The organism is Butyrivibrio sp. AE3006, from assembly GCF_000424165.1.
Classification (GTDB): Bacteria; Bacillota; Clostridia; order Lachnospirales; family Lachnospiraceae; genus Butyrivibrio.
On the sequence record NZ_AUJJ01000023.1, the window covers coordinates 43,651 to 67,636 of the forward strand.

21 protein-coding genes are annotated in these 23,986 nt (G+C 42.9%); 18 read left to right on the forward strand and 3 right to left on the reverse strand.

The window, feature by feature from the left end; translation table 11 throughout:
• Window positions 1-6: 6 nt before the first annotated feature.
• From G603_RS0112450 to G603_RS0112485, 8 genes are all read left to right on the forward strand, one after another.
• Entirely contained in the window at window positions 7-1,668 is a 1,662-nt protein-coding gene (locus G603_RS0112450; protein ID WP_026525208.1) for an ABC transporter substrate-binding protein, read from the forward strand.
• A 73-nt stretch (window positions 1,669-1,741) separates the two neighbouring features.
• Window positions 1,742-3,142 (forward strand): glycoside hydrolase family 32 protein, encoded by a 1,401-nt coding sequence (locus G603_RS21585; protein WP_051207808.1) that lies wholly within the window; start codon window positions 1,742-1,744, stop codon window positions 3,140-3,142.
• A 68-nt stretch (window positions 3,143-3,210) separates the two neighbouring features.
• Complete coding sequence (locus G603_RS0112460; protein ID WP_035793105.1) at window positions 3,211-4,686, forward strand: glycoside hydrolase family 32 protein; 1,476 nt, start codon at window positions 3,211-3,213, stop codon at window positions 4,684-4,686.
• 63 nt (window positions 4,687-4,749) lie between these two features.
• Entirely contained in the window at window positions 4,750-5,724 is a 975-nt protein-coding gene (locus G603_RS0112465; protein WP_026670432.1) for a carbohydrate kinase family protein, read from the forward strand.
• 275 nt (window positions 5,725-5,999) lie between these two features.
• Window positions 6,000-7,991 (forward strand): glycosyl hydrolase 53 family protein, encoded by a 1,992-nt coding sequence (locus G603_RS22625; RefSeq protein WP_051207810.1) that lies wholly within the window; start codon window positions 6,000-6,002, stop codon window positions 7,989-7,991.
• 63 nt (window positions 7,992-8,054) lie between these two features.
• Window positions 8,055-9,290, forward strand: a complete 1,236-nt coding sequence (locus G603_RS0112475; RefSeq protein WP_026670433.1) for a hypothetical protein — start codon at window positions 8,055-8,057, stop codon at window positions 9,288-9,290.
• Between the two features lie 124 nt (window positions 9,291-9,414).
• Complete coding sequence (locus tag G603_RS21590) at window positions 9,415-11,904, forward strand: EAL domain-containing protein (RefSeq protein ID WP_026670434.1); 2,490 nt, start codon at window positions 9,415-9,417, stop codon at window positions 11,902-11,904.
• 30 nt (window positions 11,905-11,934) lie between these two features.
• Window positions 11,935-13,083 carry an MFS transporter gene (locus G603_RS0112485; RefSeq protein WP_026670435.1) on the forward strand — a complete coding sequence of 383 codons (1,149 nt, stop codon included), beginning with the start codon at window positions 11,935-11,937 and terminating at the stop codon, window positions 13,081-13,083.
• Here the strand turns inward: G603_RS0112485 and G603_RS0112490 are convergent.
• The 3 genes from G603_RS0112490 to G603_RS0112500 form a co-directional block, all read right to left on the reverse strand.
• The gene (locus G603_RS0112490; RefSeq protein ID WP_026525171.1) at window positions 13,063-13,356 is read right to left on the reverse strand and encodes a hypothetical protein; all 294 of its coding nucleotides are present in this window, start codon (window positions 13,354-13,356) and stop codon (window positions 13,063-13,065) included. The two genes, G603_RS0112485 and G603_RS0112490, sit on opposite strands and share 21 nt — an antisense overlap.
• A 1-nt stretch (window position 13,357) precedes the next feature.
• Window positions 13,358-14,245, reverse strand: coding sequence for a LysR family transcriptional regulator (locus G603_RS0112495; protein WP_026525170.1), 888 nt, complete (start codon window positions 14,243-14,245; stop codon window positions 13,358-13,360).
• 142 nt (window positions 14,246-14,387) lie between these two features.
• On the reverse strand, window positions 14,388-15,770 hold the full coding sequence (locus tag G603_RS0112500) for an LVIVD repeat-containing protein (RefSeq protein ID WP_026670436.1): 1,383 nt from the start codon (window positions 15,768-15,770) through the stop codon (window positions 14,388-14,390).
• Between the two features lie 178 nt (window positions 15,771-15,948).
• Here G603_RS0112500 and G603_RS0112505 point away from each other — a divergent pair, with 178 nt between their 5' ends.
• The 10 genes from G603_RS0112505 to G603_RS21595 are packed head-to-tail and all read left to right on the forward strand — an operon-like array spanning window position 15,949 to window position 23,982.
• Window positions 15,949-16,800: a hypothetical protein gene (locus G603_RS0112505; protein WP_026525168.1), complete on the forward strand. Its 852-nt coding sequence runs from the start codon at window positions 15,949-15,951 to the stop codon at window positions 16,798-16,800.
• Between the two features lie 36 nt (window positions 16,801-16,836).
• On the forward strand, window positions 16,837-17,544 hold the full coding sequence (locus G603_RS0112510; RefSeq protein WP_051207812.1) for an ATP-binding protein: 708 nt from the start codon (window positions 16,837-16,839) through the stop codon (window positions 17,542-17,544).
• 56 nt (window positions 17,545-17,600) lie between these two features.
• Entirely contained in the window at window positions 17,601-17,819 is a 219-nt protein-coding gene (locus tag G603_RS0112515; protein WP_026525166.1) for a 4Fe-4S dicluster domain-containing protein, read from the forward strand.
• Window positions 17,820-17,821: 2 nt separating this feature from the next.
• Window positions 17,822-18,910, forward strand: coding sequence for a 3-methyl-2-oxobutanoate dehydrogenase subunit VorB (vorB, locus tag G603_RS0112520; protein ID WP_026670438.1), 1,089 nt, complete (start codon window positions 17,822-17,824; stop codon window positions 18,908-18,910).
• Between the two features lies 1 nt (window position 18,911).
• Entirely contained in the window at window positions 18,912-19,655 is a 744-nt protein-coding gene (locus G603_RS0112525) for a thiamine pyrophosphate-dependent enzyme (protein WP_026525164.1), read from the forward strand.
• A 13-nt stretch (window positions 19,656-19,668) separates the two neighbouring features.
• Window positions 19,669-20,217, forward strand: coding sequence for a 2-oxoacid:acceptor oxidoreductase family protein (locus G603_RS0112530; RefSeq protein ID WP_026525163.1), 549 nt, complete (start codon window positions 19,669-19,671; stop codon window positions 20,215-20,217).
• A 53-nt stretch (window positions 20,218-20,270) separates the two neighbouring features.
• Window positions 20,271-21,182 carry a phosphate acyltransferase gene (locus G603_RS0112535; RefSeq protein ID WP_026670439.1) on the forward strand — a complete coding sequence of 304 codons (912 nt, stop codon included), beginning with the start codon at window positions 20,271-20,273 and terminating at the stop codon, window positions 21,180-21,182.
• 10 nt (window positions 21,183-21,192) lie between these two features.
• Complete coding sequence (gene buk, locus G603_RS0112540; protein WP_026670440.1) at window positions 21,193-22,260, forward strand: butyrate kinase; 1,068 nt, start codon at window positions 21,193-21,195, stop codon at window positions 22,258-22,260.
• Window positions 22,261-22,295: 35 nt separating this feature from the next.
• Window positions 22,296-23,510, forward strand: a complete 1,215-nt coding sequence (locus tag G603_RS0112545) for an MFS transporter (protein ID WP_026670441.1) — start codon at window positions 22,296-22,298, stop codon at window positions 23,508-23,510.
• Between the two features lie 31 nt (window positions 23,511-23,541).
• Window positions 23,542-23,982: a DUF2798 domain-containing protein gene (locus tag G603_RS21595; protein WP_051207814.1), complete on the forward strand. Its 441-nt coding sequence runs from the start codon at window positions 23,542-23,544 to the stop codon at window positions 23,980-23,982.
• Window positions 23,983-23,986: the final 4 nt, after the last annotated feature.

Here is a 23,986-nt window from a genome sequence, read left to right on the forward strand (position 1 = left end):
GGAAAAATGAAAAAGGAAATGAAAAGAATTTTTGCCACAGTTATGACAGCAACAATGGTTGCCGGAATGATGGCAGGATGTGGCAGTAGCGATGGAGCCGGAAAAAGTGATGCGGCTAAAGTGACAGCTGAAGACATCAGCTTCCCACTTGCTGATAAGGTTACAATTACCGGTATGATCAGCTATCCTTCAGGAACAGAAGAGAATCAGAACAACAAGACAATCTTCAAGAGACTTGAGGAAGAGACAAATGTACATGTAGATTGGACTGCAATCTCAAATGATCAGTGGGGAGACAAGATAAGTCTTAACATGGCTAACAAGGATGCACTTACTGATTTCGTATTTAACGCAGGCTTCTCAAACAGCGATCTTATCAGATACGCAGATCAGGGTGTAATCATTCCTGTTGAGGAATATATCGATTCAAACATGCCTAACTTAAAGGCTGTATTTGACAAGTATCCTGAATACCGCGCAATGTGTGAAGATTCAGAGGGACATATCTGGGCACTTCCCTGGATCGAGCAGCTTGGTTCTAACAAGACTGCTATCCAGACTGTAGGTAACAACTTTACTTACATCAACCAGAAGTGGCTTGATTTCCTTGGACTTGAGACACCTACAACAGTTGATGAGTTCGAACAGGTACTCCTTGCATTCAAGGATCATGCTTCTGAGCTTCAGGCAGAATTCGGAATTGACGGTGACATTATTCCTATGTCATGCATCATCAATGACAACGATCCCAGCCTTCTTATCAATGGATTTGGCGAAGGCTATGGTGACAATGATATCGGACAGCACATTGCTGTAACTGATGACAAGAAGGTTATCTTCACTGCTACGCAGGATGGCTTCAAGTCAGGTGTAGAATGGCTTCACAAGTTATATGATGAAGGACTTATGGATCCTGAATGCTTTACTCAGGACTGGTCTACATATGTTGCTAAGGGAAAATCCCACAGATACGGCGTTTGCTTTACATGGGATGTAGCAAATATCGATAATATCGAGGACTATGTACCCCTTGCTGCACTTGAGGCAGATACAAGAAACGTAACACCTATGAACGGTTCATTCACTTCAGGTTTTGACCGCGGAAGATGCGTAGTAACAGCTAAGTGTGACAATCCTGCATTTGTATGTGCATGGCTTGATCTTATGTATGATCCTTTCCAGTCACCTCAGAACAACTGGGGAACCTATGGCGAAGATGACGAGTTCGATATCTTTGAGCTTTCAACTAATGAGAACGGTGACAAGATGCTTAAGCATGCACCTCTTGGAGATGCTTCACCTGTAGAAGTTAGAGAAGCAGAGGCTGTTGGTGGTCCTCTTGCAATCCTTGATGAGTATTATGGCGTTTATGTAACATGCCCTGATGATGCACAGTATCGTCTTGACTGGATCAAGGAATACTACACAGACGATATGCATTGTGAGTATGTATATCCTAACGTATTCATGTCAGCAGATGATACAGAAAAACTTACAGGAATCCAGACAGACCTTATCTCATATGTAAATTCAAGCAAGTCTGATTTCATTATGAATGGTGTGACTGATGAAGGTTGGAATGAGTACCTCGATAAGGTTAACGCTTATGGTCTTGATGAGTACCTTTCAATCTATCAGAAATATCTTGATGCATTCTATGCTAATTAAGAGCTTTTAAATGTAACTAAACAAATAGTTTTCGCCCCGGTCAGATGATCTGGCTGGGGCATTTTAAAAGAGTATGAATTATAAAAAAGTAATTGGAACAGCTCTGACCATATCACTTTTTCTTTGTCAGGGATGTGGAAACGCAATGGAACAAACGGAAAGCGGAGAGAAGATAGACAGCCTTTTCCCCAATATCGAAGAGACCTGGGTTGGAGATGTGATGGCACAGGCTGACGAAGATGGAATACATCTCAATTACCTGTATGATACGGATCATAACGGTACAGGATATCATCCAATCTACAGGTTTGACACAAAAGACTTCTGTAGCTATACAGACGTCGGAGAGATCATTCCGTTTGGAGAAAACATTGAGGATCCTGATATAGCGGTAGGAACCGGAAGCTTTATTAAGGCAGAAAATGGTAAATACCATGCGTTTTATACAGGACACAATGACTATACGGAAACTTTTGATAATAATCAGGACAGAGAGTGCCTGATGCACGCAGTAAGCAAAAATAATAAATCCTACAAAAAGCTACCAAAAGATACGATTCATGCTCCTGAAGGATATAGCACAAATGATTTCAGGGATCCGCAAGTTATCCGGATGGATGAATATGACGAATATTGGATGCTGGTTGGCGGAAAAAGAAATGATGATTCAGGAAGCTGTATTCTGAAATATACATCAAAGAATTTATCAGACTGGAAATTTGAAGGTGAATTTTATTATAGTGATGAGCTTTATTTTATGGAGTGCCCGGATCTGTTTGAGATAGATGGCTGGTATTATCTTGTTTTTTCCTGGAATAATGTCACATACTACAGAATGACACAGGACCTCGAAGGAGAATGGATAAAGCCTGAAATTGATACATTTGATGGCAACGGTTTTTACGCTGCAAAAACTGTCCTTTATGACGGAACCCGTTATCTAGTGGGATTTCTTGATCATAAAAAGCGTGGCAGCGATATTTTGGAATATACCTGGGCAGGTTCAGTCATGCCGTACAAACTGGTGAAAAAAGATGACAACACACTAGGAGTAACGATGCCTGACCAGTTCACGGACTATTTTGAAAACGGAGCAGACAAAAAAGAACAGGGCATGAAGGTTACTTCTACGGAAAACCTGGGAATACTTCCGCGAAAAATGCTGCTTAAGGGCAAGGTAACCTTCAATAATACAAGCGGAAAAGCAGGTTTTTCCTTTGGAGATTATAAAGTAATTATTGATCCTGATCAGCAGGAGATTATCTATGATGCATTTGAGAATTCTCAGAAGTGCAGGCTGGAAGCCGGAAAGACGTATGATATAAAGCTGGTCGTGGAGAATGAAATAGTTGTGCTTTATATTAATGATGAAAAAGCTCTCAGTAACCGGATTTATTCTGCTGTAGATAACGAATGGCAGATTTATATTGAAGGAGATGCTGAGTTTTCGGATATAGATATGTTTGTTTTTTGAAGAGGAGCCATCATGACGAAGTCATGATTTAGTATGGTTGCTTCATATTATATTAGATCGGAGTAATTATGAGTGATAAGTTAAGCAAAGCCAGAGAATATGAGGAAAAAAGGGAGAAGCTTATAAAAAAGGAGCTAAAGCCGATTTTTCATCTGGTACCCAGAGTGGGCTGGATGAATGATCCAAATGGCTTTTCATATTATGGTGGTAAGTTCCATATGTTCTACCAGTACTATCCCTATGATACAGTTTGGGGACCGATGCATTGGGGACATGCAGTAAGTACAGACCTTCTGCACTGGGAGAATCTTCCCGCAGCCATAGCACCGGATGAAAAATATGATGATTTTGGGTGTTTTTCAGGTAGTGCTATTGAACTTTCAGATGGCAAGCAGCTTCTTATGTATACAGGAGTTATAAGGGAAGAAGACGAAGATGGTATTTTTCATGATGTTCAGACTCAGTGTATAGCGGTTGGTGATGGAAAAGATTACGTAAAGTATGAGAATAATCCTGTACTTGATGAATCATCTCTTCCGGAAGGCGCCAGCAGAAATGATTTCCGTGATCCAAAGATATGGAGAGATAAGGATGGCTTTAAGGCTGTAATTGCAAGTAAGACTATGGATGCAGATGGTCAGCTGCTTCTTTTTAGCAGTAAGGATGGATTTGACTGGAAATACGAAAGGCTTCTTGCAAAGAACAACCATCGTTTCGGACGTATGTGGGAATGTCCGGACTTCTTTGAATTAGATGGAAAACAGGTATTGCTTACAAGTCCTCAGGATATGCTTCCTGAAGAATTGGAATTTCATAATGGTAACGGAACACTTTGCCAGATAGGTTATATGGATGAAAGTGGCATGTTTAAAGACGAGTATTCTCAGGCTGTTGACTATGGCATAGATTTTTATGCACCACAGACTCTTCTTTTGGAAGATGGCAGACGTGTGATGATCGGCTGGATGCAGAACTGGGATACCACCGGATTTAAACGTGATGATTTCCCGTGGTTTGGACAGATGAGTATGCCAAGAGAAATCTCCATTGTTAATGGAAAGCTGATCCAAAAGCCGCTTAAAGAGATTGAAAAGCTATATTCATCTACTATTGAGAGAAAGAATGTACGTATATCAGGTGACTGCACTCTTTCCGGCATAAGTGGAAGAACAATAGATATGACTTTGGATATAAAGAGAACAGAGAATCTGTACAGAAAGATTGAGATAAGGCTTGCAGATAATGGCAGGTTCCATTCTTCTGTTTTCTTTGATCCGGTTGAATCTGTTTTAAAAATTGACCGCAAATATTCGGGTAGCAGAAGAGCTATCGTTCATCAGAGAAGATGTCAGGTCGGTAAGAATGACGGAGCAGTGAAGCTTCGCATAATAATGGATAGATATAGCCTTGAAGTGTTTGTAAATGATGGGGAACAGGTTATGTCAATGAGTATTCTTACGGACTATCACGCTGATGGTATCAGCTTCAATGTAGATGGTGAAGCAGTGGTAGATGTGTGCCTGAATACTTTAGCTGAGGAATAATAGTTTTGACGATATGGCAGGATTAAGAAGTAATCCTGCCAGTTTTATAAGGAGAAATGAGAAATGTATAGTCGATATGATGTGGTTGCACTTGGTGAATTGCTGGTTGATTTTACTGATAATGGGAAAAGTGAACAGGGAAATTCAATCTTTGAAGCAAATCCCGGCGGAGCACCCTGTAATGTGCTGTCCATGTTACAGAAGCTGGGAAATAAAACAGCTTTTATCGGAAAGGTTGGAGAAGATTTCCTGGGAGAAATGCTGGTTTCAAAGGCAGCTGAACAGGAAATTGATATGAGCGCAGTACTGAAGGATAAAAATGTAGGAACAACACTTGCATTCGTACAAAAGCTCCCAAACGGAGACCGCGATTTTGCTTTTTTCAGAAATCCCGGAGCTGATATGATGATTACAGCTGATGAGGTTTTGGAAAGAGCGTCATACATTAAGAAATCTGATATTTTTCACTTTGGTACACTTTCAATGACCAGCACCTGTGGCAGAGCGGCAACTGAGAAGGCCATTGAAATTGCAAAAGAAAGCGGATGTACTGTTTCTTTTGATCCCAATTACAGAGCACCTTTATGGAACAAGGTTGAGGATGCTTTGGAAGCCATCAGATATGGTATGAGCGTCTGTGATATTTTAAAGATTTCCGACAATGAGATTGAACTTGTGACAGGCAAAACAGATATTGATGAAGGCATAGCTGCCATAAAAGATGAGTTTGGAATTAAGCTCATTTTCGCCACCTTAGGTTCGGAAGGAAGCAGAGCATATTATGGAGATACGGTTGTATCTCATGGAGGATTTCTTAATCCTGCAACAATAGAAACAACCGGTGCCGGGGATACATTTTGCGCCAGTGCGCTTCATTTTGTGCACCATTATGGGCTTGATAACCTTAATATGGATAATCTAAGCAAAACACTTGAGTTTTCAAACGCCGCAGCGTCCCTTATAACTACAAGACGCGGCGCGTTGGCCGTAATGCCTTCATATGATGATGTTACCAAGTATATTCTGGAATTTAAATGATATACCTTGAGCTTTTGCAGATAAGGATAAGACTGTTGATGTAGAGGAGCTAAAGGATTGCAAAAAAAGATGTTCCGGTAAGCGGGAAAATTGAGGACTTTTAATGCTTTAAAAGTGCAGTTGTCAGAGTAATTAACTCTGGCAGCTGCGCTTATTTTTTTGTTCCAAAACATTTTGACAAGCATCATAAATAATTAAATATAAACAGGTGCTTTTAGGTTGTATTAGTTGTAGAATAGCTAAGGAAAACAACAAATCGAGGAGATTATGTAATTATGAAAAAAGCAGTACTGAGTTTGATTCTTGCGGCATCCATAGTAATGACAGCTGGATGTGGTGATGGAAAAACCGTAGAACCCACGCAAAATAGTGAGTCTGCCGATCCCGGAATTTTCGTAAAAAAGGTTGAAAACATGACAGATGATTTTATTACCGGTATAGATATAAGCTCATTTACTGCCCTCAGGGACAGCGGTGTTAAATACTACGATTATGACGGTAATGAGCTGGATGATCAGGGCTTTTTTGATTTTCTTCATGAGTGCGGCGTAAATTACGTGAGAATTCGCGTATGGAATGACCCTAAGGATGAGGAAGGCCACGGCTATGGCGGCGGAAACTGCGACCTTGAAAATGCCAGGAAAATTGGCCAGCTTGCCACCAAAGCAGGCATGAGAATTCTTATAGATTTCCATTACTCAGACTTCTGGGCAGATCCCGGCAAGCAGACAGCACCTAAGGCCTGGGCTGATATGAAAACAGATGACAGAGCGGAGGCACTTAAGGAATTTACCAAGGAGAGCCTTCAGTATCTTATAGATAATGGCGTTGATGTGGGCATGGTTCAGATTGGTAACGAGACCAATAACGGACTGTGCGGAGAGACGGATTTTTACAGCATGTGCAAGCTCTTTAGGGCAGGAAGTGAGGCTGTAAGAAGCGTTTCAGAGGACATCCTTGTGGCAGTTCACTTCGCGAATCCCGAAAAGCATTTTGCGCAGTACGCAGAGAAGCTGGATCAGTACGAGGTGGATTATGATGTCTTTGCATCCTCCTACTATCCATACTGGCACGGAACTCTTGAAAATCTCCAAAATGAGCTTGAATCTATAGCGAAGACCTACAATAAAAAGGTAATGGTAGCAGAGACCTCCTACGTATATACCTTAGAGGACGGCGATGGCTGCGGAAATACTCAGAATGAAGCGGACCTTGAGGTGGATGCATTTAATTTTGACATTTCTCCTCAGGGGCAGGCAGATTCTGTTCGAGCAGTGGTAGATACAGTATCGTCCATAGATGGCGGAATCGGCGTATTTTACTGGGAACCTGCATGGCTTCCTGTACAGGTTTTTGAGCTTGGAAAAGAAGGCTCAACCCAGATACTTGCTCAGAATAAGAGCATTTGGGAGGAAAAGGGCTCAGGCTGGGCAACAGGCTATGCCAGCGAATACGACAAGGACGTAAGAAGCTATGGCGGTGGCGGCGCTGTTGTTGAAAACGAGGCATGGTTTGATTTTCATGGACATCCGCTGTCTTCTGCCAGAATGTATGCGGACATGCGAGAGGGTTCAGAGGGCGTACTTGCCATGACAGGCGTAACAACTGAAGCCGTGACAGCAAAGCCCGGTGAAGACATAGATCTTCCGGAAAAAGTAAACGTCAGATATAACGACGGCTCTGAGAAGGAGCTGGAAGTAGCCTGGGATGAAACAGCGCTAGATGCCGCAAAAGAAGCCGGTATCGGTGAGTACGAGATCGACGGAGTAGTTACAGACGGTGATTCAGAGATGGCAGTAACCATCCCCTTAGAGATAAAGGCAGACAACCTCCTTGCAAATCCCGGATTTGAAGACGGTAAGGAAGCCTGGGAAGTAACCACAGAATGCAACTCTAAGGATGTGAGCATCATGAAGCACAGCGACTGCAGAACCGGCGAGTGGTGCATGAAGTTCTGGTATGAGTCGGACTTTGAATTCAAGGTTGAGCAGACCCTTACCCTGGATAAGGGAACCTATGCCTTTGACGGCTATATTCACGGCGGTGACAGCAAATCCGGCGATGAGTTCGTTCTGTACTGCATTAACGGTGACGAGACCATTGAAGAGAGCACCAAGGTCACCGCATGGCGCGAGTACAAGCATCCCGTAATCGATAAGATAGAAGTTAAAGAGGACGGCACGGAGGTTACCTTCGGAGCCAGAGTAAAGGCATCAGCAGGCTGCTGGGGCGCATGGGATGATTTCACCCTGCAGAAATTGGATTAAGATAAAGGAATCGCGCTTAGTATTTCTTTCGCAGTTCAAAAATAATAGTAGTTGGAGTAAGTTTTGAAAAGTTTTGTTGTAAAAGGTAGAGTAATAAGTTTCCTTTGGATCCCGGTGGTAAGTGTGCTTGCGGCATATTTTTCCACCGTGTGGTTCTTCAATTTTGTAAACAGCAATCCTGAGAAGGTCATGAGCATTTGGGCTGAAATACTGGTAACTGCCTTGTATTTGTGCGTCTGCAGATGCTGCATTATCGCACTTGAATTTTATGTGACCACGGTGCTTTCAAAGGTCACGGTAGATGGAAGAGAGATCACTATTAAGAAATTTCTTCGAAAGCCTGTAACAATCGACGTTAAAAAGCTGGACGGCTACAGGATAGAGGATATAACGGACTGCCTTGACACTGTGTTTGGCATAATGAAGATCGTTATTCTTTATAACGGCGACAATGTTTCCATCGTGGAGTGCACTCATAAAAATTTTGACGATCTGTTCTCGTTTCTTAAAAGTGAGGCGCAGTACAGAGATAAGACCAAGAAAGTAACGACAAAAAGACCAAGAAATCTGGCATTTAGGATTTATTACAAAATATTTGGCATAATCTTTTGCATTATAGATATCCCTGTTGTGTGCATGTTTATCGCGGATTACCTTTTTGCAGGCTGCAGGAGCGTTTTATCTCCCTGGACAATGCTTTTCTACTCACTGTTTGTAGCTCTTAGATTGATGATAATTGGCGGACCTGTGGGGATTCTTGAGAGAACAGAAGACCTGAATTTGGCCCATCTGTTCTCGTTTTTATGCATAACATTCTATTACCTTTACCAGATGAAATACACGGATTTACTGAATTCTCCAAGGACTAACACGAAAGTTGCTTTGGTGCTTACGGCCACAGTCATTCTGTTTTTTGCTGGCGAATTTATCAGGCATATTATTCTCTGGGTTAAAGATGAGCAGGAAAAATACACCTTTTTTAATGTGGCATTGGGACTGCTCCTTGTACTTCTCCTTATGAATACCGCAAGCTACGGTGCAGGAATGGTGTTTACAACATCTGAGCCTACCTACGAGAATGTCACAATGACCAAAACACATTCCAAATTGTCGGGCAGCAAATACAAAACCCGCAAATTCTACATTGATGTTGAGTATGATGATGGTACTAAGGAGACCTTTACCGTTAAGAGAGGCAGAGCTATTCAGGCCCTTGAAACCGGGCAGGCCCACATAAAAATATATCACAGCATATTCGGATATGATGTCAAAATTTTAGAAGTAATGGGACTTGAATAAATAAATTAAAATTCGCACTTATATTCTGAAAATATAATACGCGCATAATATAGCATTTATAAAAATTTAATATTTCGATGATAGAATGACTATGTGGAACTAACGTTTTTGGCGAGGATAACTTATGGCTAATCATTCGGGGAAAAGAGCGCTAGGTCATTACATAGTCGATCATATTGAAGAAGCAATCGCAGCAGGGGATATTAAGGTCTATTATCAGCCTGTTGTGCGTTCACTTACGGGGCAGCTTGCCGGGGCTGAGTCACTGGCAAGGTGGGTTGCGCCTGATGTGGGCTTCTTATCACCTGACGAGTTTATCAATGTTTTGGAGAAAACCCAAAAGATTCATAAGCTCGATTGTTTTATGGTTGAAAGTGTGTGCAGGGATATCCATGACCTTATAGCGAGCGGAAAAACTGCATTCCCTGTATCCGTGAATTTTTCAAGACTGGATTTCATGGTCTGCGACATGCTTGAAGTTGTTGAGCGAGCAGTTGAGAAATATGATATTCCCAGAGATTATCTGCATATAGAACTCACAGAGAGCATGATAGCCCAGGATAAAGCATTGATGACAGGTGTTATTGAAAGCTTCAGGAACAGGGGCTATGAGGTTTGGATTGATGACTTCGGTAGCGGATACTCTTCTTTAAATCTGTTAAAGGATTACCATTTTGATGTACTAAAACTGGATATGGCTTTCCTTGCAAATATGAGTGAGAGGTCCAAGACCATTGTTCGCTCATCTCTTGCAATGGCCAAAAAGCTTGGGATCAAGACGCTTTCTGAAGGTGTTGAAACCCAGGAGCAGGTGAAGTTCCTAAAGGCTATCGGTTGCGGTAAGCTTCAGGGGGCTTATTTCGGCTTGCCAAAACCCTTAAATGAAATGCTTGAAAGCATTGAAAAGAAGGGCATTACCATAGAAGAGCGAAAGTGGCGAAATTATTATGAGACTGCAAGCTTCAATACAAGGGATACTGAGACAGCACTTCAGGTAGCGGAGTATGATGGAAAGCACTTCAAGACTCTGTTTATGAATGACGCCTACAGACAGCAGATAAGAGTTGCAGTTGATGATCTTGAATATATCGACAGCACTATCTATAATCCTGCTTCACCGCTTCTGGACAAGCATGAGCAGTTCCTTGAAAAAGCCATAAAAAGCAGGAATTATGAAAGTTTTTATTATACAGATAAGGGAAATTATTACTATCTTAAGGGCAAGGTTTTGGCAGAAAATGATGACCGTTATCTGTTCAAAACTACCATATCGAATATATCCTTGGACCAGAATATCAAGGAGAGAGACAGGCTGGATTACAGGCTAAGAGAGCTCAATAACCTCTTTGAAGTTGTTCTTTTGATCAATATAAGTACAAATAAGGCATCACCTCTTATTGGCGCTTACAGATATATGACAGGCAGCGCTAACGTTTATCAGGATTTCCATGAGATGGTGGCGTTGTTTGTACAGGAATGCGTATATCCCGATGAACGTGTTTCATTTATGGCGTTTATTGATACAAATACCATCAAGCAAAGGGGAGAAGAGAGTAAGAAGGGCTATATCGCAAGAAACTTCAGGCTTCGCCAAAAGGATGGCAGTTATAAGTGGAGAACGATCATACTTCTTATGGTGCCCGGAACCGATGGAAATGAATATCTGTTCACGATCAATACTTTATCCAGGGAGATGGGTGAGGCTCTTGATAATCTGACATACGGAGATGCAGGACATGACAGTCCTGAGCTTTCTGAGAAGGTTAAGGAATACGCATTAATCTGGGAAAATATAGTAGATAATTCTGCAACCATGCATTTCTGGAAGGATAAAGAGCGCAGATTTAGAGGTGTCAGCCAGTCATTTTTGGATTTTTATGAGATTGGCTCTCTTGATGAAATTATCGGTAAAACAGACGAGGAGATGCACTGGCATGTCAATGACGGACCCTATCAGGGCGATGAGCTTGATGTGATCGGAAAGGGCAAATTTGTCTTTAACGCCCGTGGACAGTGCATAGTTAACGGTGTCGTTCACAACATCATCTGTAATAAGATGCCCCTTTATGACAAGGGCGAAATAGTAGGTCTTGTGGGTAATTTTGCGGATATCGACCAGGAGCTTTACAGAGTTCAGAAGCTGGTTAATCCGTCCAAACTAGACAATCTGACCAGGCTTATGAACTTCAGGTCATATATGGATGTTATGTCTGACTATGCTATGCAGTTTAATGATGCAGGCAGGAACTATGGCGTAATTATCATCCATAACATGAACCATAAGAGGATTACTGCGGATTACGGTGAAAAGCAGGCCGGCAGAGTAGTCCGTGAAATAGGTGAAAAGATAATAGAATGTATCGGTCAGAGCGCAGCTGCTTCGAGAATTAAGGAAGCTTATTTTAGTGTGCTTACATACACTGATTCCAGAGAAAAACTTGAAGAACTGGCTGCAAAGCTAAAGAAAAGCATTGAGGGTATAAATGAGGTTAATGGTAAGAGCGTTACCATTAAGGTCTCAATGTCCATGAAACTCAGAACAGATGAGTGCGTAAAGGACGAGAATATCTACTATCAGGCCCTGAATGAGCTTGATGAAAAGGAATCCAGATAATCATCAGATCCTGAGCATGGAGGGGTGCTTATGAATCAGACCAGAGACGGAAAAAAAGATTTATTATGGCTGTTCCTTTTTCTTGTAGTGTTCATCAATGGATTTGAAGCCGGTGGATATCAGGCAAGCCTGTACAGTATTGGCCAAACCTATGATCTGTCCATAACAAATATGGGCCTTTTTGCTGCCGTAGAGCTTTTGGCAACTATGCTTGCACCGCTTATCCTTGGAAACTGGGCAGATAAATCAGATAAACTTAAATGTATTCTTATCCTGCAGGTGATACAGGCTGCTTTTGCCTGCGCTATTTTCATAAGTTCCATTCAGATGCTGTTCGTTGTGGGAATCTTTTTCCTTGGAATGACCACAAGTGCACTTCAGTTCATAGCTATCGCTGCTCTTGCGGAAAGCTATCCCTTAACAGGTAAAAAGAAGATAGGAATCATGACCTCCATGTATGCCCTTGGAGCCTTGGTTTCGCCACTTTTTGTGGATTTTTATCTGAAAAGAGGAATTAGCTGGAGGATGTTCTTCCTTACATTGTCCCTTGGAACGGTGATCACTCTGGTGGGAATTATGGCCAATCGAGACAGCACAGGAGAGGTAAAGGACCTTGCAGATGATGAAAAAGTGGGAGACGGAGAGTTTATTATCATAGGAGTTCTGCTGCTTTGCGTAGTTATGTGCATCTATGTGGGATTTGAGAATGGTTTTGCATTCTTCGTAGATACACTTTTTACTGATGTTTTGAAGTCATCCCTTGGAAAATATGCTTTATCGCTGTTCTGGGCGGTTATGATTCCGTCCCGCGTGCTGGTGGGCTATTTCTCCGCTCATGCTAAGAAAATACTCATTACTTCAGTAATAGCCATTCCCGTGATTACAGTGATCATAGCTCAGATGAACAGTGCAGCTGTAGTGCTGGCTCTTTGCATTCCTCTTGGTTTTGCCTGCGGAGCCATTTACCCCAGCGTTCTGACCACACTTCTGCAGTTCTCAGGAAAAAGAAAGGCCACCGCAACCGCGATGATAACTGTATCAACGGGTATAGGTGGCGTTGTGTTTACAGCACTTACAGGCATTCTGGCAGGAGCCATGGGAATTACCGGTGCAATGATGTGCCTTGCAGCGTTCTTCATTTTGTCAATAATAGCGGTATTATCCCTGCATACCCGCTGACTGTCTGATCATGTCCTCAACTACGATATCGTAGATTTCTCCAACGGTATTGCAGTATTCAAGGATCTTCCAGGGCTCATTTGTGTGGAAATGGATTTTAACGATCTCCTCGTCGCCTGCGGCGATAAGAGAGTTTCCTTCAAAATGTGTAGTGATATAATCTGCTATTTCATCCTCATCCAAGTCCTTATCACGTCTGTCGATAAGAAGCTGTGTGTCATAGCGATATGCAAACTGATCGTCTTCAGCATCAATACTCTGTACAGGTTCCATTTTATTTTTCCTCCTCTTTATGCATATTAAAATATTCAGCAAGCTGATTATACAATAATTCAATTGATGGTGAAACAGTGCTTCTGTGCCATGCCATGGATATGGGCAGATCCTTATTGAGTTTCAGGGTGTGAATTCCGGGATGATGTATTCCCTGATACCATCCATCCAAAACGGCCACGCCAAGTCCGTTCTCGATATTTGCAAAAACAGTTGATATGTTTGCAGCTGCAGTAAACTTAGGGACAAAACCGTAGGGACGGAATATGATCTCAATATCCTGACACAATTCACCGATTCTGGGATCATCCACCATATAGAATGTATATTCTGACAGATCTTTGGGAGATTTTACTGATTCAAATCCCGGAAGAAGCTCCGAATATACAATGATTCTGTCTATCGACGTGAACTTGTTTCGCACAAATTCCGTTCTGTTCTCAAGATAATCGTTGGTGGTGATAATGGCATCAAGTCGCTTATCCTCAAGGGAATGGGTGAGCTCCTTAAAACCAAGACATTCAAATATTATGTTGAAATCAGGGTCAATTTCGCGACATTTACGGACTACTTCAGGCAAAAAATATGAGACATTCCATCCGACATTGTAGCCAAGTCTTATGAGAGTAGTGCTATTGGACAGCATGCGTCTGATGTTGGTGAACTCTGCATAATATCTCTGGAAAAAATTGAAATATACTTTGCCGGGTTCTGAAAGCGCAATATTTCTGCTGTTTTCACGCACAAACAAAGTAGTCCCCAACTCCTGTTCAAGAGCGGAGATATAACGGCTTACTGCAGGCTGCGGAAGATATAGATTCTGTGCGGCCTTGGTGAAGCTTAGATATTTACCTGTTTCTAAAAAGCATTCTATCTGTTTATCATTCATAGACACTATAATACCAAAGAAAAAAGTGGCATGAAAGCCACTTTTTTCTTAAAGGTAGTCTATAGTAATGGTAGAAACTAGCGATTTAACTCAGTCGGAGTTTAAACTCCGGCGTGCAAAACTTCCAAGCGAGTCTTGATTCTTACACGAGGCTCTTAAGGATATATACGCCGTCGTGCATTGCATTAAGGTAGATATAGCCTCTGTCATCTACAACAACGTCTTCAGCAGTGCCAAGAGGCTTGTTGGGCATCTTCACATCAAAGCAAAGCTTCTCCGGATTCGGAGGTATGAAGTATGCAATTTCTTTCGGTACATAAGGATCGGAGATATCATAAACCCTAAGACCTGCATGGAAATAGCAGTCGTAGGCACGATCCTTGTTGTTTTCAATCCAGGGCTTGCCTGTCATGGGCTCATGCAGGTTGTGAGGGCCGAAGGATGTGGGGAAGTCATCTCCCAGCTGATTGAAGTTCTTGTAGGGGAAATCCTCGGGAACTTCAGGATAAGGAAGGATGGAGATAAGTACCGGGTCCTCCTTATTGCTTATATCAAACATCTCGATTCCGCAGAAGGAGTGAACTCCGAAGTGCTCATACTGCTCACGGCCGTATGTCCACTGACGCTCGCCTTCCTGCATGCCGATTGCGTAGTTGGTGCCAAGTACAGGCATGAATGTGTGGCAAAGTGCTCCGCCGAACTTGGTAGCAAACGGCGGTGTCATCTTGCATTCGCCAATTACCTGGGGCCATGCGGGGTTGGAGATATCAAGAATCTTGAATCCGCCGCCGGCACAGCTAAGGTAAGCTGTTTTTTCATCATCGCCCACATAAGGGAAATGAACAAAGCCGGGATATGTGTTGTAGCCCTGCCATCCGTTCCATTCCTTCTTACGTGTCTTTTCGGTCTGATTTCCGAAGAACTGTCCGGGATTCCACCAGCGACCTACTTCTGTAGGATTTGTGGGATCGGAGATATCTACTATTCTATAGATAAAGTCCTTAAATCCAACTGCAGTAGCGGATAAGTGCATGTATTTTCCGCCGTTATATGTAAAACGGTGAACACCTGAACCGGGAGTTCCTTCGGGCTCTCCTGTTGACCAGAACGAGAGCTTTTTGGGGTGTTCGGGGTCTTCTTTTAAAGAGAAGATATGAACTCCGCCGGGGGCGGGAGTGAAGTTCTCAGGAGCAGGTCCATGCAGGAATTCAAGACAGTTTCCGTTCGAAACTATCATAAGATCATCTGCAATCTGGATCTTGGGAGTAGACATATATGTATATTTCTCAGGATCCATAACAGGCATGTACTGTACATGTCTGGGATTGGAAGGATCTGTTACGTCAAGAATCTCAACGCCGTTTCCGTAAAAGCATCCTCCATATAAATAGTATTTTCCGTCAGCTGTCTTATAAAGCTGTGACTGGAATAAGTAATGGTTGTCGCAGTCGTGATGTGACAGGACTTCCATGTTCTTTATATAACCCTCGTTACCGGGACTCTTTGCGTAGAATTTATCGCTCATTTTGTAACCTCCTTCAAAATACGCCGATACGCTTACTAAAAGAATAGTCTGTATAAGAGAAAAAAGTCTAATGCCAAAATTGATATCAAAACATTCAAATTTTGGTATTTTTTTTGTGGCGATTTCTGTGGCTATAATTCTCCTTGTCAAAAACAACATTGACCAGGAGGTTTATCTTATGGCGTATGAATTCAACTTGCTTAGAAGTCTTATCTATGTAGGACTTGCAAAAGAAGAGTACAGAGCGAAACTCGAGAACTGGCTCTATAAATATCACGTTCCCGAAAGTATCAGTAAATTTTCCCCATATGTAACAAAATATGCTTTTTATCAGGCATATCCCACTCCCCCGGAGGGCGACAGATTCGGAGCAAGGAAAATGCAGCTCACTGAGCATTACTGGCTCGTAAACGAACATCTTCCGGAGATGGCAAACAACATATTCCAGGAATACATGCCAATGGATGTACTTAGATGGCAGGGATGCATTCCTGATGTAGATTCCGCAACCGTACATAATAATGCAGAATCCGGTGATGCCGGAAGAGCAGTAGGCGGCGGTGATTTCCCTCCCTTCATCTTTGCTTTTGTTCCGATCAACTGGGAAGAAGATTTTAAAGGAAAAGAAAGAACACCTGAGGATGGTCCCAATTTCCGCTGGCAGTTCCTTATTCAGTATCCCGAAGGATGCTCAAAGGAAGAGGGAGAGAGATGGTTCCATGAGGAACTGGTTCCATTCTTTACAGGAAGCGTGAGAGTAAACAGACTTGTCAGCAGCAAGGTTTCAGTTAATTACGGTGCACCTTCCGCACAGTTCGACAGAGTAGTTGAAGTATGGTTCGAAGGTCCCGAAGAGTGGTACGAGCTTTGCGTAAACTTAGCAAAGGAAAAGCTGAAGAAACCCGAGTGGGCACAGCAGGACGAATTCCCGTTCCTTAAGCCCCAGCACAACATCGCTTCAGTATTCCTTGGAGACAGATGTACTTCCGATAACCTCTCTCAGTATCGCGGCTTTATCTCTATGAGATAAGTGATTTTGAGAGTTAACAGATAGAATGAGGCTTTTATGAGATTTATTGAAGATGCCTTAAAAATGGGAAAAACCAATTTCATACTGATTGGCGAAGCGGGCTGTGGAAAAAGTGAAATTGCATTGAACCTTGCAAAGTTTTTTGCAGACACCGGCGATAAGGAAGTCCACTTATTTGATATGGACATGACAAAACCGCTTTTCAGATCAAGAGACATGTTGGATAGCCAGGAACTGGCGGGAATCAATTTCCACTTTGAAGAGCAGTTCTACGACGCACCCACAGTTGCAGGTGGCGTAAGAGCACTTCTGCATGACCACGACAGCATAGTTGTAATGGATGTTGGTGGTGACGACATAGGCGCAAGATCAATTGGCGGTTTCATGATGGGAATCGATAAATCCGAGCTTTGCGTAATGTACGTCCTTAACTATTATCGCCCCTTCTGCCAGGACATAGATCATATAGATCAGTTTCTCTCAGAGATATTGGCGGTTTCAAGACTTACATTGGATGATATCCACTTCGTGGATAATCCAAACGCAGGAATTACAACTACCTTGGAAGAGGTTGTATCAGGATCAGAGAAAATGCATGAACTCATTTCCCAGTATCGTCCTATCGAAATGACTTGTATTGGAGAGGGTGTCGCCGGTGAATTTTCAAAAAAGACGGAACAGGCAAATTTACGTTCTATCATGCCTATTCATCTCTATCTCACATATGAGTGGTTAAAGAACTAATTTGAATGATTTCAGATTGGAATTGTTAGATAAACAGCCAAATAGGAGGTTTCAAAATGGCAAAATTTAAGATTAATGTTGTTGCCGAGCGCTGTAAGAGCTGTGGCTACTGCATCAAGTACTGTCCTAAAAATGTACTTGAGGTAGGCAACGACGTAAATGCCAAAGGCTATGAATATGTTGTGGCTGCCAGACAGGAAGACTGTGTGGGCTGCCTTACCTGCGGCAGAATGTGCCCCGATGGAGCAATTGAGATTTATAAGGAGGGCGAGTAAAAATGGCAAGAACATTTATGAAGGGCAGCGAAGCTGTTGCTGAAGCTGCTGTTAGAGCAGGATGCCGCTTTTTCGCAGGTTATCCTATTACCCCTCAGAACGAAGTACCTGAGTATTTTTCCAGACGTCTCCCTGAGGTAGGCGGAAATTTCGTACAGGGTGAGTCTGAGGTTGCATCCATCAACATGGTATATGGTGCTGCATCAGCCGGTGTCAGAGCTATGACATCATCAAGCAGTCCCGGAATCGCGCTTAAGAGCGAGGGAATTTCATATTGTGCATCCGCGCGTATTCCCATGGTGTATGCCAACTTCGCAAGAGGAGGCCCGGGTGTAGGGTCAATCCAGCCTGCTCAGATGGATTACTTTGAAGCAACAAAGGCTGCAGGAAACGGCGGCTTTCAGATGATCGTTCTTGCTCCTTCAACAGTTCAGGAAGCTGTAGACCTTACAGTAAAGGCCTTTGAGCTTGCTGACAGAGACAGAAATCCCGTTCATCTTCTGGCTGACGGTGTTATCGCAACAATGATGGAGCCTGTAGAGCTTCCCGAGATGATGTCAGAGGAAAAAGTAGCTGAGATAAAAGAGAGTAAGAGAAATTGGGCCCTTGTAGGTCATCCCCTTGATTATAAAAACCGTTCATGGATCCAGCCCGGACAGTGGCAGACAACAAAGATGCAGGAGTGCAACGAAGAAGCTGCAGCTATGTACGAGTCATGGAAAGCCAATGACGTAATGGTTGAAGAGTATAAGGTTGAGGATGCTGAGATCATCATGACAGCATATGGAATATCAGGAAGAATCGCTAAGTCTTCTGTAGATATCCTAAGAAATAAGGGTATTAAGGTTGGATTGATCAGACCTATAACTCTCAATCCTTTCCCGGTTGAAAGCTTCGAGAAGCTTGATTATTCAAAGGTAAAGGCAATTCTTGATATTGAGATGTCTATCCCGGCTCAGTATGCATCAGATGTTGAGGCAGTTGTAAGAAAACGTTGCCCTGTAGAAAAGTGCCTGTGCTCAGGCGGTAATGTAATGTCAAGAGAGGCCGTGCTTGAGGCTGTAATGAAGATAGCAGGACAGGAGGCTTAACATGGCGGAATTATTATACAGCAGAACAAAAACAATTCAGGAAGATAAGGTATCCGGATTTTGTCCCGGATGCATGCATTCCACAGTTATGAAACTCATCGGCGAAGTAATTGATGAGATGGGTATTATCGATAAAACAGCTGCAGTTCTGGGAATAGGCTGCTGTGGTCTTCAGATGGATTACATGGCTTATGACAACACAACAGCACCCCACGGAAGAGCTTGCGCCGTAGCTACAGGACTTAAGAGAGCTAACCCCGACACCATCTACTATACATACCAGGGTGACGGAGATCTTGCATCAATCGGTCTTGCTGAGACCGTATCAGCAGCTAACAGAGGAGAGAACTTCACTGTTATTTTCGTAAACAACGGTATTTACGGAATGACAGGCGGACAGCTTGCTCCCACAACTCTGTTCGGAATGAAGGCTTCAACAGCCCCTAAGGGCAGAATTGCAGAGGAACATGGCTATCCCATGCACGTATGCGAGCTTCTGGATAAGCTTACTGCTCCTCAGTATCTGGTAAGAACCAGCTGTAACAATCCCGGAAATATCATAAAGACCAAGCAGGCTATTAAGAAGGCCTTTGAATATCAGATTGAAGGCAAGGGATTTTCACTTGTAGAGATAGTTACAAGCTGCCCAACAAACTGGGGACTTGATTCACTTAAGGCTCTTGATTTCCTCGAGGAAAACATGCTGAAAGAATACCCTCTCGGTGTTATCAGGGATAAAGGCTGAGGAAGGAGAACAAATGGAAACAAATTTATGCGTAGCCGGATTCGGCGGACAGGGCGTTATGACCCTTGGAAAATTTCTTGCTTCTGCAACATGTGATTCTACAGATAAGAATGTAACATTCTTTCCTTCTTACGGTGCGGAGCAGCGTGGTGGTACAGCTAACTGCTATGTAGTTATTTCAGATGAAATGATCGGTGCACCCCTTGGGGATGTAATGGATGATCTTATTGTTATGAACGGCCCATCACTTAAGAAGTTTATCGGAACTCTTAAGCCCGGCGGAAGACTTTTCATCAACAGTTCAATCGTAAAGGACAAAATTGACAGAACTGACGTTGAGATTGTTGAGGCACCTGTAACAGAACTTGCTCTTGAAATGGGTAATTCAAAGGTTCTGAACGTAATAATGCTCGGTGTCTATGTAGGATATACGGAAGTTGTTGCTCCGGAAATCGTCTGGGGAACAGTAGAACATAAGCTTGGCAGTAAGCCAAAGCTTCTTCCTCTCAACAAAGCTGCTTTTGATAAGGGCCTTGAGATTGGAAGAGCCGCAAGAAAGTAAGAAAGAACGCATCTGCATTATTGATACAGATGAGATAACAGAAAGGATTAACAATGGTTTTTCATAATTTTGACGAACTTATAGCCAAGGTTAAGGGGGCTCCCGAGAAAAAGATCATGGCAGTTGCATGTGCAAACGATGACCATACTCTTGAAGCTGTGGTTAATGCACGCCGCGAGGGTATCATCGAGCCTCTTCTTGTGGGCGATAAGAAGATAATTCTTGAGATACTAGCCAGACTTCAGGAGAAAATCCCTGAGGAAAATATCTTTGATGTACCTGAAGAAGATCTTCAGAAGGCATGCGAAACAGCAGTTAAGCTTGTCCGTGAGGGAAGAGCCAATTTCCTGATGAAGGGCAAAGTGGATACAAAGATCATCCTCAAGGAGGTTGTTAATAAGGAATATGGTCTTGGAACAGGTAAGCTTATGAGCCATTTCACCATGTTCCAGATTCCTTCATATCACAAGTTGATTCTCCCCGTAGATGGCGGAATGGTAACATATCCGGATCTTGAGCAGAAGAAACAGATCATCGAGAACACAGTAGAAACACTGCGCTCTATGGGCTATGAGTGCCCTAAGGTTGGTGTTCTTGCCTGTGTCGAGAAAGTAAATCCTAAGATGCCTGAATCCGTAGAAGCTGCTCAGCTTCAGGAGATGAATGAAAAAGGCGAGATCAGGAACTGCATCGTTGAAGGTCCTATCCAGTATGACTGTGTAATGAGAAAAGACCTTGCAGAGTTCAAGGGGCTTGAGTCTAAGATCGCCGGAGATCCTGATGTTCTTATTGCTCCCAATATTCATGCAGGGAACATCATGGGTAAGATGTACGCCATCAGCTGCGGCGGTAAGATGGCTGGCTTCATTGTAGGCGCCAAGTGCCCTATTGTAATGGTTTCAAGAGGATCCACAGCAGAGGAAAAGTACCTTTCTATCGTGGTATCCGCTGCAGCAGCGCAGTAAGGAGAAGTATATGACAAATGAGAAAATTCTGGTGATAAATCCCGGATCAACCTCAACCAAGATAGCTGTTTATCAGGCTGATGAACAGCAGTGGATAGAGAGTATCAGTCACAGCCTTGAAGAATTAAAGGCTTACACCACTATCTATGACCAGCTTGAAATGAGAAAGAGTCTGATAGAAACATGCCTTACAGCTCACGGTGATGAGCTTTCATCCTTCGCCGCAATCGTAGGCCGTGGAGGAGCGCTTCCTCCGGTAAAAACCGGTGCCTATGAAGTAAATGATCGAATGGTTGATACCCTTAGATTTCATCCTGTAGATCAGCATGCAAGCAATCTTGGTGCAGGAATAGCCTATGAGCTTGCTAAGCAGATCGGCGTAAAGGCTTATATCTATGATGCGATCACTGTTGATGAGATGACTGAGGTCAACAAAATCACAGGACTTAAGGGTGTTCGTGTTCCTGCAAAGGGTCACAACCTTAACACCCGTGCAGCGGCGCTTAAGCTCTGTGCGGATAAAGGCATTGATTACAACAAAGTAAATATAATCGTTGCTCACCTTGGAGGCGGAATTACAGTTAATCTCCACTCCAATGGCCAGATCATCGACTTTTTCAATGATGAGATTGGCACCTTTGCACCTGAGAGAGCAGGCGGACTTCCCACATATGCTCTTGTAGATATGTGCTACAGCGGCAACTACACCAAAGAAGAGATGATGAAGAATCTTCAGAGAAAAGGCGGCATGATCTCATATTTTGGCACTGCTGATATGCGCGAAGTAGAAAAAATGGTCGGCGAAGGCAATAAGGAAGCTGAGTTGGTATTTGAGGCAATGGCCCTTAATACTGCCAAGACTATCGCAAGAATTGCTCCTTCCGTAGACGGAAAGGTTGACTATATCGTCCTTACAGGAGGACTTGCATATTCTGATATCTTTGTTAACTCCATCAAGAAGCACGCAGGCTTTATCGGCCCTATCGAAATAATTCCCGGAGAAAACGAGATGAAAGCTCTTGCCGAAGGAACACTTAGAGTTCTTAGAGGTGAGGAAAAAGCAAGGATTTACGAATAAGGAGTAACCCGTAGAAAACTACGGAAGACATTGATATGAAACATATAAACAGATGGCTTTATGCTGTTGCCGGAGTCGCAATTTTACTGTTTGCCGGACTTATCTATGCCTGGAGCGTTTTATCAAGTCCTATAGCCGCTGAGTTTTCAGAATGGAGCAAGGGATCACTTTCTCTTACTTTCACTCTTGCCATGAGCTTCTTTTGTCTTGGAGGACTTGTGGCTGGCTTGCTGGCTGGAAAGGTCAAAGAAAGAATTCTATTCATTATTTCAGCGATTTTACTTCTCGCAGGATTTGTACTGGTAAGTACCATTCAGAGCATTGGGCTTTTATACCTTGGATTTGGAGTTCTGGCAGGACTTGGCGCGGGTTTTTCATACAACACGGTTATGGGAAGTGTGACTAAATGGTTCCCGGATAAAAAAGGTCTGATTTCAGGAGTCCTCCTTATGGGATTTGGAATAGGAGCATTTATTGTAGGCAAAATCTATGCTGCAATGCTTGCCACCTATGACTGGAGAGTTCTGTTCAGAATGCTTGGAATCGCAGTATTTATCGTGATTTTCATTGACGGAATGATCGTAAGAAAGCCTTCAGCAGAAGAGGCAAAGGCTTATTCAAAATCAGAAAGCAGTGCGATATCAAAAAAAGGCGATGACTACACCACCAAAGAGATGATTACGAAGGTCTCATTTTGGCTCTACTTTATCTGGGCAGTTCTCATGAGTGCAGCAGCACTGGCGCTTATAGCACAGGCCAGCGGCATTGTAAATGAGAGTTCAGCGGGCCTAACAGCGGGAACAATAGCAACTATAGTAGGACTCATTTCTGTTTTCAACGGAATCGGAAGAGTCATTTTCGGAGGTCTGTATGACAGGCTTGGACAGAAGAAGACCATGCTTATCAACAATGGGCTGTATCTGGTTTCGGTCCTTATTACAATGGCAGGACTTAATGCAAATAGTCTCCCTCTTGTGGTTGCAGGATTTGTTTTCTTCGGTCTTTCCTACGGCGGAGTAACTCCAACAAATTCAGCGTTTATCATGGATTTCTTTGGTGTAAAGAATTACCCTGTGAACTTTTCCATTATTAACCTGAATCTGCTTCTGGCATCTTTTGGAGGAACTCTTGCAGGGGCAATCTACGATAAACAAGGCTCTTACATGAGCATTTTTGTGATAATGATCGCTGCTATTGCGGTGGCTACAGTATGTACGCTCCTTATCAAAAGACCGGCGAATAGCAACTAATACGTAAAGACGAATTAAACCTTAAAAATCTATGGATAATGAAAAATTTTTCAGATGGAACATCATAACCAATATATGTATGGCGTTGTCCATCAACACCGCTGCAGTGGTTCTTGCAGGCGGTGATACGCTCCGGGGCTGGGTAAAAGGATGCTGCTGCGCTTTCACAATAAATACAGTAGCTGCAATTATCATTCCTGTGGGGATAATCGGTAAATGGTTTGCAGAAGATATCTGTAAACAAAGGCAGGGAACATTTTGGGAGATGCTGACCAGGAATTTCATCATAAATGCAATTTATGTGACCATCGTCAGCTTTTCTATGGCGATCATCAATGTGGGGATAGGGAATAACCTTATAAATGCGTGGTGGTCCACATATCCGATTCTGCATGTAATAGGACTTATCACAAGTATAGTGATTGAGAAACCGGTTCACTACCTGGTTTATAGAAAACATGCAACAAAATAAAATG